This window comes from Nonomuraea sp. NPDC050536 (assembly GCF_044457685.1).
Classification (GTDB): Bacteria; Actinomycetota; Actinomycetes; order Streptosporangiales; family Streptosporangiaceae; genus Nonomuraea.
In genome coordinates this window covers 227912-241695 of sequence record NZ_JBITHD010000004.1, presented here as the reverse complement: position 1 = coordinate 241695, position 13784 = coordinate 227912, and the positions used below count along the sequence as shown (strand labels likewise).

Here is a 13784-nt window from a genome sequence, read left to right as displayed (position 1 = left end):
GGGCGCCCCGGGTAAGCGAAGGACGTTCCTCGTGACCGACTTGACGGAGCCGAGCACAGTCACCCCACGCCGCTCCAGCCCCCTGATGTGGGCGATCCTGGGGCTGGTGCTGCTTGCCGACGCGCTCGACGTGATCGATGCGACCGTCACGAACATCGCCGCCCCCACCATCGCCCGCGAGCTCCACGGCGGTGAAAGCCTGATCAAGTGGTTGGGAACGGCGTACATGCTCGCTATGGGTGTCCTGCTCGTGGTCGGCGGGCGGCTGGGTGACAAGTTCGGCCAACGCAGGCTTTTCCTGATCGGCATCAGCGGGTTCACCCTGGCCTCGGCGGTCGCCGGGTTCTCACCCAACCCGGCCCTGCTCATCGTCGCCCGGGTCGCTCAGGGAGCGTTCGGGGCTCTGCTCATCCCGCAGGGCATGGCGATCATGACGAAAGCGTTCAGCCGCGACATGCTCGCCAAGGCGTTCGGGCTGTTCGGCCCGGTTCTCGGCCTCTCCAGTGTCGGCGGCCCTGTTCTGGCTGGATTCGTCATCAGCGCCGATCTGTTCGGTCTGTCCTGGCGCCCGATCTTCCTGGCAAACGTCATCCTTGGCTGCGTTGGGCTGGTCATAGCCGCCAAGATCCTGCCGCGGGACGACGACAGCGACCGGTCCACCGTCGTCGACGGGTGGGGCTCCGGCCTGCTTGCCGTAACCATGATCGGGCTGCTGTACGGCCTGATCGAGGGCTCGACCAATGGCTGGAGCGCCGTCCCCGTCGTCTCGATCATCGTCGGCGTCCTGTTCTTCGCTGCCTTCGCCTACCGTCAGCGGACCGCAGCCCACCCGCTCATCACGCCCGCGCTCTTGCGAAACCGGGGTTTCACCTCCGGAATGCTCGTGGGCCTGTCCGTCTTCGCCGCCGGCACCGGCCTGATCTTCGTGCTGTCGCTGTTCATGCAGGAGGGGCTGCACGCCAGCCCGCGGGACGCCTCGCTCGGCCTGGTACCGCTCACCCTGGGGCTCATCGCCGCCGCGTTCGCCGCCATGGGGGGCCTGGTTGCCAAGCTCGGTCGCACCCTCGTCTTCCTCGGCCTCACCGTCACCCTCGCCGGTTGCGGTTGGGTCCTGGCCCTCGTCGATCACTCCGGGACGAACGTCAGCCTCTGGGCGCTTGCCCCGGCGTTGTTCGTCATCGGCATCGGCATCGGTCTCTGCTTCACCACGATCCCCACCGTTGCTCTCGGCGACGCGAGCCCTGAGGAAGCCGGCAGCGCCAGCGGCTCGCTCAGCTCGATCCAGCAACTCGCTTCAGCGCTCGGCTCGGCCGCGGTCACCTCGATCTTCTTCCAAGCCGCAACCTCCGGACTGGGCCACGCGATGAAAGTCAGTCTCATCGTCGTTCTGGCCGTCACCGCCCTCAGCCTCCCGGTCGTCGCCCTGATGCCCCGCAAGGCACCGTCAGAACCCCACCAGTGAGCATCCGAGCCGTTCTTGAGACGGCTGATCATCGCTGGTGTGTCGTGGGCGCGGGCCGGTCATGGCATCACGACGAGTCGCCTGCCTTTGAGGTCGGTTCGCTGCCAGGCGGTCTCGATGTCGCTCAGCGGGACCTTCTCCACGTCGAAGGTGAGCTCGCCGGACCGCGTCCACGTCACGATCTGCTGGTACACCTCGTCCATGGTCTGCGGGTCGAGGCCCTTGGCCGCGCCGTAGATCTCCACGCCGGAGGTACGCAGGCTCGACCCGGCGAGGGCGAGCTCGGTGCCGGCCGACTCGCCGATCTGGACCACCCGGGTCGGCTTGCCGAACGCGAACGACCGCGGCACCAGCGCGCGCAGCAGGATCTCGCTGGGCCTGCCCCACAGGTAGTCCACGACGACGTCGTAGCCGTCCGCCCTGGCGTCGAGGTACGCCTGCGCCAGTGCCTCGTCGGAGACCGCGGTGTTGATCACCGTGTCGGCCCCGATGGCCTGTACCTCGCGCAACTGGTTGTCGTCGCGGCCGGTGGCGACGATCCGGCCGGCGCCCAGCAGCCGGGCCACCTTGACCGCGAGCCGCCCCGCGACCCCGGTGGCGCCCTGCACCAGCACTGTCTCCCCGGGAACGAACCCCGCGGCCGCTTTCATCGACATTGCGGTGATGGCCGAGGCCATCACGGTCGCCACGGCCGGGTCGATGCCGTCGGGGATCGGCACGTAGGAGCCCTGGGGCACCACGGCCTTCTCGGCGAGCGCGCCGTAGGGCAGGCGGATGTTGCCGAACCCGACGAGCGTGCCGTCTGGGAGGGCGCCGATGCCGTCGAAGGCGGGGATCACCGGAAACTGGCCGATGTACTTCTCGCTGGCGTAGTGCGTGCCGGCCGCGATCGCCTTGTCGACGTTCTCGACGGCGACCGCCTTGACGTCGATGATCACCTCGCCGTCGCCGGCCACCGGATCGGGGAAGTCCTCATAGCGCGGGATGCCGCCGGCCTCGTGGAGCACCGCTGCCTTCATCCCAGCTCCTGACCGAACACGCGGGCGATCCGCGCCTGCCACGCCGCCAGGACGCGAGGCGGACGGGCCGGAGAGTGGTTGAACCCGTGGTGGTGCGAACGGTGGTGCGTGAGCGAGTGCCGCCACCCATGGCCGTGGCGGTCCTGGCCCTGGTGCCCGATCGGCCGTTCGGTGTGCGCGGGAACCCCCGGAATGCGATGGGTCGCCCAGTGCAGCAGGTCGCGAAGCGAGTGCCGGTGTCTCATCGGTGCCTCCTCTGGCACATAAGGTCTCTATCACCGATAGAGTACTCTATCGGTGATAGAGTGCGGAAGGGAGGTGCCGGAATTGGCTCTGGACAAGCAGCGGATCGTCACCGAGGCCGTCGCGCTACTGGACGCCGAGGGTCTCGACGGCGTGACCACCCGCAAATTGGCCGCCCGGCTCGGCGTACAGTCGCCGACCCTTTACTGGCACATCCCGAACAAGGCGGCGCTGGTCACCGCGATCGCCGAGGCGATTCTTGAGCAGCAGTTCCCCGAGATGGTGTCGCCCGCGCCGGAGGAGTGCTGGCAGGACTGGCTGAGCGGCCTGGCCGAGCGGCTGCGGCGCGCGTTGCTGGCCCACCCGGACGGGGCCCGGATCATCTCGGCCTCCCAACTGTCCCTCAAGATGGCCGCCATCTCCGAACTGGCGATGAGCACACTGGTCGGGCGAGGCATTCCCTTGCGGCAGGCTCGCCTGATCGTGTTGACGGTGTTGCGCTTCACCGTCGGCTACGTCCTGGAGGAACAGGCCGGCCGCCCCGACGCGGACGCCCTGGACGGCTTCGACATGGCCGCGTACGCCGCGGCGTACCCCACCGTGATGGCCGGCGTGACAGAGTACTTCCAGCCTGGCATCACCGTCGACGATCTGTTCCGCGATTGCCTGCAACAGATCATCCATGGTCCTGCGGCGCGGTCCGGCCCCACGTCCTGACCGGTCAGCCCTGGCACGAGCGCCCCGAGTCGCCCAACACAGCAAGCCGACATCGTCTCTGTTTCATAGGTGTCCGCCTATGAAACACCCGGCGCCCCGGGACCGGTGCTGGCGCGTCTGCCGGGAGTCGTGCTCAACACTGGCCCGCAAACGCCTCACCTCGTCGCGGTTCCACCGCGCCAGCTTCCGTCGGTCCCGACTGTTGCTACGGGTGGGCGTCGCGCCAGGCTTGCCAGATGTCCGGGCGCAGGCGGGCCGCACCCGCCACCGGATCGCCGCCCACCGCCGAAGTACAGGCATGGGCCACGCGCAACTGGCATCGTCGTCCCCGACCCGGTCTCGGGGGCGCTGGCGGGTACGCCAAGGCGTTGCCTCCGGCGGCCACATCTGGGCGGTCCATGAGCTACGGGACCCGCGTTCAGGGGACCTTTCGGCCAGTCGCCGCACGTTGTCCTCGGCCCGCGAGTAGGGCGGCATTTCCCGGCCACGCCATCCCGAGGCACCCGAGGTCAACCGGCGTGCCCAGGCGTCCCCGAGCGCCTCAGCGAGCCGCGGGTCTCCTGCCACTGCTGCGCCACCCGGTTCACCGAGGGTGTTCTCGATGGTGGCCAGCGTCGGACCGACCACGATTCCGGCCTCGGCCATGCGTTCGACCAGGGCCTTGTCCAGCTCGGCGTCCGCGGGGACGTGGGCCAGCACATCGACACCAGCGGACACGACCTCCTCGACACCGGCCGTCGAACTCACGTGAGCGACGACGACCAAGCCGCTGGCGTGCGCGGCAGTGACCAGTGCCTTGATGGTTTCGGAGTCCAGCGACGGCCATAGACCCCCGGTGCCGGAGATGATCTTCAGATAGTCCGAGCCCTCCGCGATCCGTTCCGCGACGAACTGCTCGGCCTGGCCGGCGGCGGTCAACGTCGGGAACGGGGGGTACATCATCGACGGGTGCCCGCCGGGCGCGGTGGCACCGACACCCGAGGAACGCACATCGGCCACGTCCGGACGGGAGCCGGCCTGCTCCTTGGCCCCGGCCACCAGGTCGGGTTGGCTGAACATGTCGAGAACGGTGGTAACGCCGAAGGTCAACGATTGCGCGAGGGCGCCGGGAGCGAGGTGCACGTGCGCGTCGATCAGACCGGGAAGCACGGTCCCGCCACCCGCGTCGATCACTTCGTCGCCTTCTTGGGCGGCCGAGGTGGCCGAGCACTTGGTGATCAGCCCGTCAGCGAACCGTACCGAAGTCCAGTCCTGCGACTGCGTCCCGTCGAATACCTTCGCGTTCACGATCGTTGTTGCCGCGGCCACGACGTCCCCCAAGGGATCTTGAAAAACCTGGACAGAAGAGGTTCACCCAACCGGAGGTCCTCGACCTCGCACGCTCTATTCAGCCGGTCTCACCAGGGCCGATCAACGACCAACCCAGCCATGGAACAATCACCAAGAGGAATCGATCGAGGCGAGGGAGGGGGGTGGCGATGGAGGTCCGGCAGCTGCGCTATTTCGTCGCCGTCGCCGAGTGTGAACACTTCGGTCAGGCCGCGGAGGCCCTGCACCTCGTTCAATCCGCGGTAAGCAAGCAGGTCGCGCGGCTGGAACGCGAACTCGGACTGACCTTGTTCGACCGGTCCCACCGTCGGGCCCGGCTCACCCCTGACGGCCAGGCATTCCTTGTCCACGCGCGCCGCGCGCTACGCGGCATCGACCGTGCCGCCGCCGCGGCCGCCGACATCGCCGCCGGCAACACCGGTTTACTGCGCATCGGCAGCAGCATCGTATTCGGCCCTCGTATCGAAGCTGCTCTTGCCGCTGTCCGCGACGCCTACCCCGGCATCACGCTCCAGGTGACAAGCTCCGCCTCAACGACCGGTCAGCTCGCCGCCCTCGCCGCTGACGACCTCGATGCCGCGTTCGTGGCGGCGCCACCGGACACCCCGGGCGTGCGGGTTCATCACCTCTGGGACGAGCCGCTGGTCCTGGCGGTCCCCGCCGCGTACGCCCGCACCGCCGGCAACCTCGCCACGCTCGCCGAGCTTCCCCTGTCCCGATCCGCCCGCGCAGATAACCCCGGCATCTACGACCTGATTACGGTCGCCTGCCAAGCGGCCGGGTTCACCCCCCGCGTGGGGCCGACTCTGACCCGAGTCCAAGACCTCCTTGCCGGACCCGTTGCCTCCGGAGGGTGCTGGACCCTGCTCCCCGCCGGCGTCGTCTCGCAAGACTGCACCGCCGTCGCCCTCATCCAGCCCAACCCACCGATCCGCGTCCCCGCCGCACTCGCACTACCCGACCCCACACGCCGCGCCTCCGCGCTGAGCCTGCTCACCGCTGCACAGACCAGCACAGCAAGCAAGCAGACACCGACGAACAGTAGTTGACTCTGCAACTACCGTTCGTGGTTGCCAGCAGATAGGCCGGCTCCACGATGAGCGGGCCACCTGCTCAGACTCAATGTCAAGAAGCCATGACAGCCATCGAACGGCCGTGTGTGTCTGAGGGTGACGGGGAAGGCTTGACCCTGACGCTGCGTCGGGGTTGCAACCTTGCTTTATGACGAAGAACATCGCTTCCGCAGCTCCGCCTGCTCCGCCTGCTCCGCCGATCGGAGGGTTCCAGGAGGTCGACGGCCGCCGGGTTTTCGTGCATCGGTTGGGCAGTGGCGGACCGGCCGTCGTGTTCCTGCCGGGCGCGGGCGCGGTCGGTCTGGACTATTTCGCTGTTCAGCAAGGGGTTTCGCAGTTCCGCACCGCGGTGGTCTACGACCGTCGCGGCACCGGGTACAGCGATCCGGTACCGCTGCCGCGCACCGCCGCCGCGGTCGCGACGGAACTGCACGAGTTGCTGCACGCCCAGGACCTCGCCGCCCCGTACGTCCTGGTCGCGCACTCCCTCGGCGGCGCCTACGCGCATCGGTTCACCCAGTTGTACCCGCAGGAGGTGGCCGGGCTGGTCTGGTTGGATGGCTTCCACCGCGACTGGGAGGACTTCATGCCCGCTGCGGCGAGCCCCGCTGCCGACCAGCAGACGGCACCCGGTCCCGAGCAGATCCGGCAGATGCGCCCAGCCCTACACGAGATGTTCGCCGAACTGGTGGCGGACTACCCGCAACACATGCGGCAGCCGCTGATCGAAGCCCATGTCAGCGACGAATGGCTCCGGGTTGGCATCGCCGAGCGGGGCAATGTGGTTGCACTCGCCGACGAACTGCGTGCCGGTCCGGACATTCCCGACGTACCGGTGGTCGCGCTCACCGCCGAGGGCACCGACCCCGGCCCGCAGGCGCTGATGCCGGAGCAGACGATACGTGCGATACACGAGGGCATGAGGAGGATGGCCGCGGCCGTGGTGAGCACGGTGTCGTTCGGGGAACATCGCATCGTCTCCGACGTCGGCCACCACCAGCTGTGCTTCACGCGCCCCGATGTCGTGGTCCAGGCGATCCGCGACGTCGTCGACCGGGTGGCTCGCACCTAAACTCGGCTTGGCCACGTTTACCGAAGAGCGGAGGCAGACAGTGCTCACGATCGGCCAGCTCGCGGCGACCGCCCGCGTGACCGTGCGCACCGTCCGCCATTACCACCAGGTCGGCCTGTTGCCCGAGCCTGAGCGTGATGGCCTCCGGCTACCGCCGTTACAACGCGCAGGCGGCGGTAGATCTCGTCCGGATCAGGACTCTTGCCGATGCCGGAGTGCCACTGGCCCGCATCGACGCGCTGCTGCACGCACAACCAACTGAATTCGCAGCTGCCATCACCGACATCGACACCGCATTGCAGGCCAAGATCGACCAGCTTACCGAGCATCGCCGCCGCATCGCCGGATTGGCAAGCGGCGAAGAGCTTGTCCTGCCCCCCGAGATGGTCGCCATACTGAACCGGCTGCGCAGCCTCGGAGTCAGCGAACGGACGGTCCAACTCGAGCGCGACTGGTCGATCCTGATGCAGGCATCGGACCCGCACGCGGTGCCGCAGTGGATACGGGACAAGAACGCCGGCTTCGACGACCCCGAGAAGATGCGCCTGTATCTCGCATGTGATCAATCAGTCGACTGGGATCCGCACGATCCACGCGTGGATCGGCTCATCAACGACCTGGAAACATGGGAGATCAAACACGAAGGTAACAGCAGCCGGCCCGAGAACCCGACGCCGGTCTTTTCCCTGATCCTCAGGGAATCACCGGCATGGCGTCGAATCCTCGATACGCTCGTCCGCCGCGCCGAGCGGCGCCGAGCCGCCATGCCCGACAGCTAACCGTGTGCTGCCGTCGATGTGCACGCCGTCAGCGGCCGCGGCCGTCACGGTCAGGGCGCCGGCTTCGTTGGTGCTCCACGCTCCCGGGACACCGGAAAGGGTGTGGGTGTCACGGCCGATGATCTTCCCGTTGGCGACGACCTTGGCCTTTCCGTTCGCTCCGGCGATCTTTTCACAGCGGCCCTTGCGCCACGCTTGGTATGCGGCGGGCATGACGCTTGCGGCGCTGTTGCCTGCCGCATTCGTGCCGAGGCGCTGTGCGGTGCAGCCGGTGTTGCGTATAAGGCAAGGTGTAGGTGCTGGGGCTGCCGGGCGAGCAAGTCTGCGCAGTTGGTGAGATCAGTTGCGGCGGGCGGCCCAGACAGTGCGTTCGGTGCGTACTGCGAGGTCGCGGCGGCGCAGGATGCTGTGCGGGCTGCCAGTGTCGAGCAGCTGGTCGAGCGCGGCGAGGTCTTCGGGCGAGAGCGCCTGGACGGCGGTGCCACGGATGCGCTGCAGGGCACTGAGGGCGTAGCGGGCGATCGCCTCGCTGCGGGAGCCCTCGATGTGCACGGTGATGGTGCGTTCGCCGTCGAGAGCGAATCCAGCGCCGGTCAGCATCGGTCCCCAGTCGGCGCCGCGGTGGGGCACGTGGTCGGCGTGGAGGTGGCCGGTCGCGGCGTGGCAGCGGTCTTCCAGGCCGGGCCGGTCTTCGGGTGCGCTGTCGGGCAGGAAGCGAGGGAAGCCGGCCAGCTCGACGACGGCGAACAGGCCGCCGGGCGCGAGCATGTCGTGGACGTTGCGTATGACGCGGTCGGGGTCGGCCATGTGGTGCATCGAGGCCGACGCCCATACGAGGTCGGGCGTGCCGAGGTCGGGCCAGTCGGCGTCGTCGAGGTCGGCCTGCACGATGTGCACGCGGTCATCCATGTCACGGGCGCATGCCTTCTCGTGCAGGCGCTGCAGGTGCCCGGGTGAGGTGTCGACGGCTGTGACGTGTGCCTTGGGGAAGCGGTCGAGGAGGGCAAAGGTGCCCGCTCCGGTGCCGCAGCCCACATCCACGATATGACGCGGGCTGGTGGTCAGGGGCAGCCACTCGGTGATGGCGGTGAGGTGCTCGGCGAGGACTTCCGCGTCCAGGTCGAGGATCTCCTCTTGGCTGCCGGCGCCGTGGTCGTGGCCGGTGTGCAGGTGCGTTCGGGTCATGACGTCACATTACGGAGGCCATGCGCGCTCGGCATAGCTCCTTTCGTGTCGCGCAAGACAATGGCCGCCGGTACTGCCGGACGCGCAAGACGCACCCTCGCACGTCCAGCAGCGCCAGGCACTTTTCGCGCCATCAGTCACAGCCCTCTTAGGCATCGCGGTCGCCGTCCTCACGCTGGTGTCCGCGTCGGGCGTCGCGGTCGAAGATGCCCAGAATCTCGCACGGCCCGCCTTCGGCGCCGATGGCGTGCGGCATCATCGTGGGGAATTCGGCGGCCTGGTTGGCCTCAAGGCGGAAGCGGCGGGTGCCCAGCATGAGGATCGCCGTGCCCGACAGGACGACAAGCCATTCCCGTCCTGGGTGGGCGCGCATACGGGCGGGATTGTCAGGCGGCGGCTCGGTCATGCGCTGACGCATCACGGTCATGCCGGGGTCGCCCTTGATGGGCCAGCGCATCACGCCGTGGGCGCCATCGATCATCGGGCTGGTGACGACGTCGTCGGTGGCGGTCTCGACCAGTTGGTCGAGGGTTGTGTCCAGAGCGCGGGCGAGGGTGACGAGCTGATCCAGCGCGAGGCGGCGCTGGCCGTTCTCGATGCGGCTCAGCGAGGACTGGCTGAGCCGGGCACGGGTGGCCAGCTCTTCCAGGGACCAACCCTGCGCGACCCGCAGGGCGCGGATGCGCTTGCGCACGAGGCCGTCCAGACCCTCATCATCTTGCTTCATAGGCAACATCCTATGCCCTTGATGCAAGCCGGGGATATCGTCGCACGTAGAGGGCCCTGATTCGCTGGGGCAATGCACCGAGGAGAGGTGAGGACATGTCTGTGCAGACTTCCGCATATGCGACCGACACGCTGCCGGCTGACACCGTCGACGTGGTGGTCATCGGCGGCGGCGCAGCAGGCCTGAACGGTGCGTTGATGCTCGGTCGTCGTGATCGACAGTGGCACCACCCGGAACGCGCCTGCCGAGGCCATGCACGGCTTCATCGTGCCCGCGCGCGCTTCGCCGCCCGCGACATCGGCATCATCGACACCCCGGCGCAGGAAGTCGTGGACAGCCAGGACGGCGCCAGCGCGGGGGTACGCCTGGCCGACGGCACCCTCGTGCCCCGTCGCGTCCTCGCCGTCGTCGCCGGGATGCAGGCCCGCACCGAGGGCATGGACGGTCTGAAACTGCCGACGGAGGAGCTGCCCGGCAACATGGGCCGCCGCTTCGCTTCCGGTATGGCCGGCACCACCGACGTGCCGGGGGTGTGGGTGGCCGGCAACGCCACCGACCTGACCGCCCAGGTGGGCGCCTCCACCGCGGCCGGCGCTCTGGCCGGCTCCTACATCAACGCCCTGCTGGCCACCGCGGACACCGACGTGGCCGAGGGCGTTCCCGCCACCAGCTGACGTCCGCACCTCGATCGGCCTGCGGCGCCAGAGGCGCCATCCTCCTGGCGCATCCGGCGACGCAGGCACCTTCCCCGGCTCATCATCGTGGCGCGGACCTCACCAGCCTGTTTGGCCTGCCTTTTCGAGAGGAATTCATGAGCACGAACCAGCCCGCCCAAGGGGCAACCGCCGAAGCAAGTGGCAGGGGCGCGCCGGACGCGCGCCAACTGCGCACCATCCTGATCGCCGTCTGTGTCGCGTTGATGGCGGTCATCGCCTCGGTGACCGGGTTGAACGTCGCCCAGCCCGACATGGCCGTCGAATTCGGCGCCTCACAGACCACCATCCTGTGGATCATCAACATCTACACCCTCACTCTGGCCGCGCTGCTGCTTCCGCTCGGCGCGATCGGTGACCGGCTGGGCCGCAAGTCCATGCTGATCACCGGCCTGATCATCTTCGGAGCCGCCAGCGCGTTGGGGGGCCTGGCCCCGTCATCCGAAGTCATGATCGCCGCCCGTGTGCTCAGCGGTGTGGGCGCAGCGATGATCATGCCGATCACCCTCGCTGTGATCACCTCGACCTTCCCCGACGAGCAGCGTGGAAAGGCGATCGGCGTGTGGACCGGCGTCGCCGGAGGCGGCGGCATCATCGGCATGTTCCTCTCCGCCTTGCTTGTGGACGTGGCGGACTGGCGGTGGCTGTTCCTGCTGCCCGTCGTCCTGGTCGTCGTCTCACTCGGCATGATGCGGTCCGTACCCAACTCTCGCGAGCACTCCGGGCACTCCTTCGACACCATGGGCGCGCTGGCCTCCGTCGTCGCCGTGGTAGGCCTCATCTTCGTCCTGCAGGAAGGCCCGGAGCGCGGCTGGAGCGACCCTGTCACGCTGACCAGTCTCGTCGTCGGTCTGGTGGCCCTGATCTTCTTCGTGGCCTGGGAGCTGCGCCGCAGGGACGCATCCTTGCTGGATGTGCGCCTCTTCCACGAGCGCGGCCTGGCCGGCGGCTCCATCACACTGCTGGTGGTCTTCGGTGTCCAGGCGGGTGTCTTCGTGGTCCTCTTCCCATTCCTGCAAGCCGTCCTCGGCTGGTCGGGACTGCTGTCCACCCTGGCGATGATGCCCATGGCCCTGCTGATGATGATGACCTCCGGCCTGGCGCCCAAGCTGGCCGCGCGTATCGGCGCACGCTCGACCATGGCAGCGGGAATCGCGTTGTTCGGCGCCGGTCTGGCCCTCATAGCCAGCATCGTCTCCGTCGACGGCGGCTACCTGTCCATCCTGCCCGGCATGCTCGCCATGGGCATCGGCATGGGCCTGGCGATGACCCCCTCCACCGAGGCCATCACCAGTTCCCTGCCGCGGGAGAAGCAGGGTGTCGCCTCCGCGCTCAACGACATCACGCGCGAGTTCGGCACCGCACTCGGCGTCGCCCTGCTCGGCGCCCTCCTGGCGAGTGGCTACCGCAGTGCCATCGATGACAGGCTCGGCGGCATCCCTCAAGGCGCGGCGGACGCTGCGCGCCAGGGCGTCGCCAACGCCATCGAGGCCGCGGGCACTGCCGGCTCCCACGCGCAGACGCTAGTTGATGCCGCCCGTCAGTCCTTCGTCGACGGCTGGCAGCAGGCCATGTGGGCAGGTGTCGTCGTCATGGGCGTCTTGTTCGTCTACACCGTCGTCCGCGGCCCGCAAAACAAGCTCTCCGCGTCGGCGGACGAGGAGAAAACTCCCGAAGACCGACACCCCCAGGTGACCGCGTAAGAGGGGTCCCAGTAGCAATGCAGAAACTTTCACCGGATATGCCGCTGACCTGCGATAACGCCGGAGCCCTCGCCTGAGGTCTCGGCTTGATCACGGTGTTGGATCATGACTAAGGACAGTTCGCGGCTCGGCGCCGGCCAGGAACGGCCGTTGCTCGCATCGTCCATTCCGTGACAGCGATGATCATCGCCGGAAGTGCAGGCAGGGGCTCGACGTCGGGGACCCGGCCGCGGCGGGCCGGGGCGCTGCTCCGAGGTGGCAGACTCCTGCGGGTGTTCTTCGGTGCCGCCGGGCCGCGGATGACCCAGCAGGCCTACGCCGAGCGGCTCAAGACGCGGGCCGACCGGGAGGAACTGTCAGCGCCGGCTCACTGGCTGCTCGGCCTCCTGACTGTTCGGCCCGGAGGCCCCTCGGCGTCCGGGCCGCGGTCAGCCACAGGCTGGTGAATACGGCGCCGGCCAGGGTGACGGCGCCGGCCGCGAGGAAGGCGCTGTTGAGGCCGGATTCGAAGGAGGCGCCGCCGGATTCCCGCGTGTGGACGATGGCTCCGAGCACCGCCACGCCGAGCACCGCGCCGATCTGCCGGGTGGTGCTGCTGACACCCGAGGCGAGGCCGCCCTCCTGCGGGCTGACCGCCTGGATGGCGGCCCCGGTCAGCGGGGACATGGTCACAGCGAAACCGATGCCGACGATGGCCAGCCTCCACCACACATTTCCGTAACCGGTATCGGCGTGCACGAAGCCCAGCGCCAGCAGCCCCAGCCCGGCCAGCGCCAAGCCGATGCCGACCACGATCCGGAAGCCGTACCTGGCGGCCAACCGGCCCGCGTACGGGCTGACGACCACCATGGCCAGCGAGACGGGCAGGGTCCGCAGCCCGGCGACCAGGATCGAAGTGCCCTGGACGTAGACGAAGAACTGAGAGAAGAAGAACGACGAACCCATCAGCGCGAAACCCACCACGACCATCGCCGTGTTGCACACCGTGAACAGCCGCTGACGGAACAGCCGCAGCGGCAGCATCGGCGTCGAACCACGACCCTCGACCACGACGAACGCGGCCAGGAGTACCAGCCCGGCGGCGAATCCGCCCAGGATCACCGGCGAGGTCCAGCCACGGGAACCGCCCTCGATCAGGCCGTAGGTCACAGCGCCCACGCCCGCGACGGACAGGACCGTGCCGGGGACGTCGATCGCCGGCGCGCCAGGGTTGCGGGATTCCCCCAGCACGCGCAGACCGGCCAGCAGCAGGACCACCCCGATGGGCACATTGACCAGGAAGATGGCGGGCCAGCCGAAGGCCTCCACCAGAATCCCGCCCGCCAACGGTCCGGCGGCCAGGCCGATGCCGCTGAACCCGGCCCACAACCCGATCGCTCTGACGCGCTCCCTCGGGGCGGGATACGCGGCGGCGAGCAGCGCCAGCGAGGCGGGGCTCAGCGCCGCGGCCCCAACGCCCTGCACCACCCGCCCGGCGATCAGCCAGCCGATCGAAGGCGCGAGCGAACACACCACCGACGCGGCCGTGAACACCACCACCCCGGCCAGGAACACCCGCCTGCGGCCGAACCGGTCGGCGAAGACGCCGCCCGACAGCAACAGCATGGCCACCAGCAGCACGTAGGCGTCGACAATCCACTGCAGGCCGGTCAGCCCGGTGTGGAGCCGCTGCTGCATGTCGGGCAGGGCGGCGCCGACGATCGTGTTGTCGAGCAGCACCATGAACTGACCTGCGCAGGTCAGGGTGAGCAGCGCTCTCACG

13 protein-coding genes and 1 pseudogene are annotated in these 13784 nt (G+C 68.6%); 8 read left to right on the top strand and 6 right to left on the bottom strand.

The window, feature by feature from the left end; translation table 11 throughout:
* The first annotated feature begins 85 nt into the window (after positions 1–85).
* A complete protein-coding gene (locus ACIBHX_RS14280) occupies positions 86–1462 on the top strand; it encodes an MFS transporter (RefSeq protein WP_397067481.1) in 1377 nt (458 codons plus the stop codon).
* 59 nt (positions 1463–1521) lie between these two features.
* On the opposite strand, the gene ACIBHX_RS14275 is transcribed toward ACIBHX_RS14280, so the two are convergent.
* Both ACIBHX_RS14275 and ACIBHX_RS14270 read right to left on the bottom strand, forming a co-directional pair.
* Entirely contained in the window at positions 1522–2481 is a 960-nt protein-coding gene (locus tag ACIBHX_RS14275; RefSeq protein WP_397067480.1) for a zinc-binding alcohol dehydrogenase family protein, read from the bottom strand.
* Positions 2478–2726, bottom strand: a complete 249-nt coding sequence (locus ACIBHX_RS14270) for a hypothetical protein (protein ID WP_397067479.1) — start codon at positions 2724–2726, stop codon at positions 2478–2480. The genes ACIBHX_RS14275 and ACIBHX_RS14270 overlap by 4 nt, the downstream gene beginning before the upstream one ends.
* A gap of 82 nt (positions 2727–2808) precedes the next feature.
* Between ACIBHX_RS14270 and ACIBHX_RS14265 the strand changes: the two genes are divergently transcribed.
* Complete coding sequence (locus ACIBHX_RS14265) at positions 2809–3441, top strand: TetR/AcrR family transcriptional regulator C-terminal domain-containing protein (RefSeq protein WP_397067477.1); 633 nt, start codon at positions 2809–2811, stop codon at positions 3439–3441.
* Positions 3442–3504: 63 nt separating this feature from the next.
* On the opposite strand, the gene ACIBHX_RS14260 is transcribed toward ACIBHX_RS14265, so the two are convergent.
* Positions 3505–4761, bottom strand: coding sequence for an amidohydrolase family protein (locus ACIBHX_RS14260; protein WP_397067475.1), 1257 nt, complete (start codon positions 4759–4761; stop codon positions 3505–3507).
* A gap of 158 nt (positions 4762–4919) precedes the next feature.
* On the opposite strand from ACIBHX_RS14260, the gene ACIBHX_RS14255 reads away from it, so the two are divergent.
* From ACIBHX_RS14255 to ACIBHX_RS14240, 4 genes and pseudogenes are all read left to right on the top strand, one after another.
* Positions 4920–5819, top strand: a complete 900-nt coding sequence (locus ACIBHX_RS14255) for a LysR family transcriptional regulator (protein ID WP_397067819.1) — start codon at positions 4920–4922, stop codon at positions 5817–5819.
* 172 nt (positions 5820–5991) lie between these two features.
* The gene (locus tag ACIBHX_RS14250) at positions 5992–6915 is read left to right on the top strand and encodes an alpha/beta fold hydrolase (protein ID WP_397067474.1); all 924 of its coding nucleotides are present in this window, start codon (positions 5992–5994) and stop codon (positions 6913–6915) included.
* Positions 6863–7012, top strand: a pseudogene (locus ACIBHX_RS14245) (hypothetical protein); the annotation flags it as partial. The gene ACIBHX_RS14250 and the pseudogene ACIBHX_RS14245, both read left to right, overlap by 53 nt.
* A 40-nt stretch (positions 7013–7052) precedes the next feature.
* Positions 7053–7694, top strand: a complete 642-nt coding sequence (locus ACIBHX_RS14240; RefSeq protein ID WP_397067827.1) for a MerR family transcriptional regulator — start codon at positions 7053–7055, stop codon at positions 7692–7694.
* Positions 7695–8033: 339 nt separating this feature from the next.
* Here the strand turns inward: ACIBHX_RS14240 and ACIBHX_RS14235 are convergent, their stop codons facing one another.
* The gene (locus ACIBHX_RS14235) at positions 8034–8879 is read right to left on the bottom strand and encodes a methyltransferase (protein WP_397067472.1); all 846 of its coding nucleotides are present in this window, start codon (positions 8877–8879) and stop codon (positions 8034–8036) included.
* A 148-nt stretch (positions 8880–9027) separates the two neighbouring features.
* The gene (locus ACIBHX_RS14230) at positions 9028–9606 is read right to left on the bottom strand and encodes a helix-turn-helix domain-containing protein (protein ID WP_397067470.1); all 579 of its coding nucleotides are present in this window, start codon (positions 9604–9606) and stop codon (positions 9028–9030) included.
* A gap of 95 nt (positions 9607–9701) precedes the next feature.
* On the opposite strand from ACIBHX_RS14230, the gene ACIBHX_RS14225 reads away from it, so the two are divergent.
* The gene (locus ACIBHX_RS14225; protein ID WP_397067468.1) at positions 9702–10280 is read left to right on the top strand and encodes a hypothetical protein; all 579 of its coding nucleotides are present in this window, start codon (positions 9702–9704) and stop codon (positions 10278–10280) included.
* Between the two features lie 137 nt (positions 10281–10417).
* Positions 10418–12022, top strand: a complete 1605-nt coding sequence (locus tag ACIBHX_RS14220; RefSeq protein ID WP_397067467.1) for an MFS transporter — start codon at positions 10418–10420, stop codon at positions 12020–12022.
* Between the two features lie 327 nt (positions 12023–12349).
* Here ACIBHX_RS14220 and ACIBHX_RS14215 read toward each other — a convergent pair whose 3' ends face one another.
* On the bottom strand, positions 12350–13783 hold the full coding sequence (locus tag ACIBHX_RS14215; protein ID WP_397067465.1) for a DHA2 family efflux MFS transporter permease subunit: 1434 nt from the start codon (positions 13781–13783) through the stop codon (positions 12350–12352).
* Between the last annotated feature and the right edge of the window lies 1 nt (position 13784).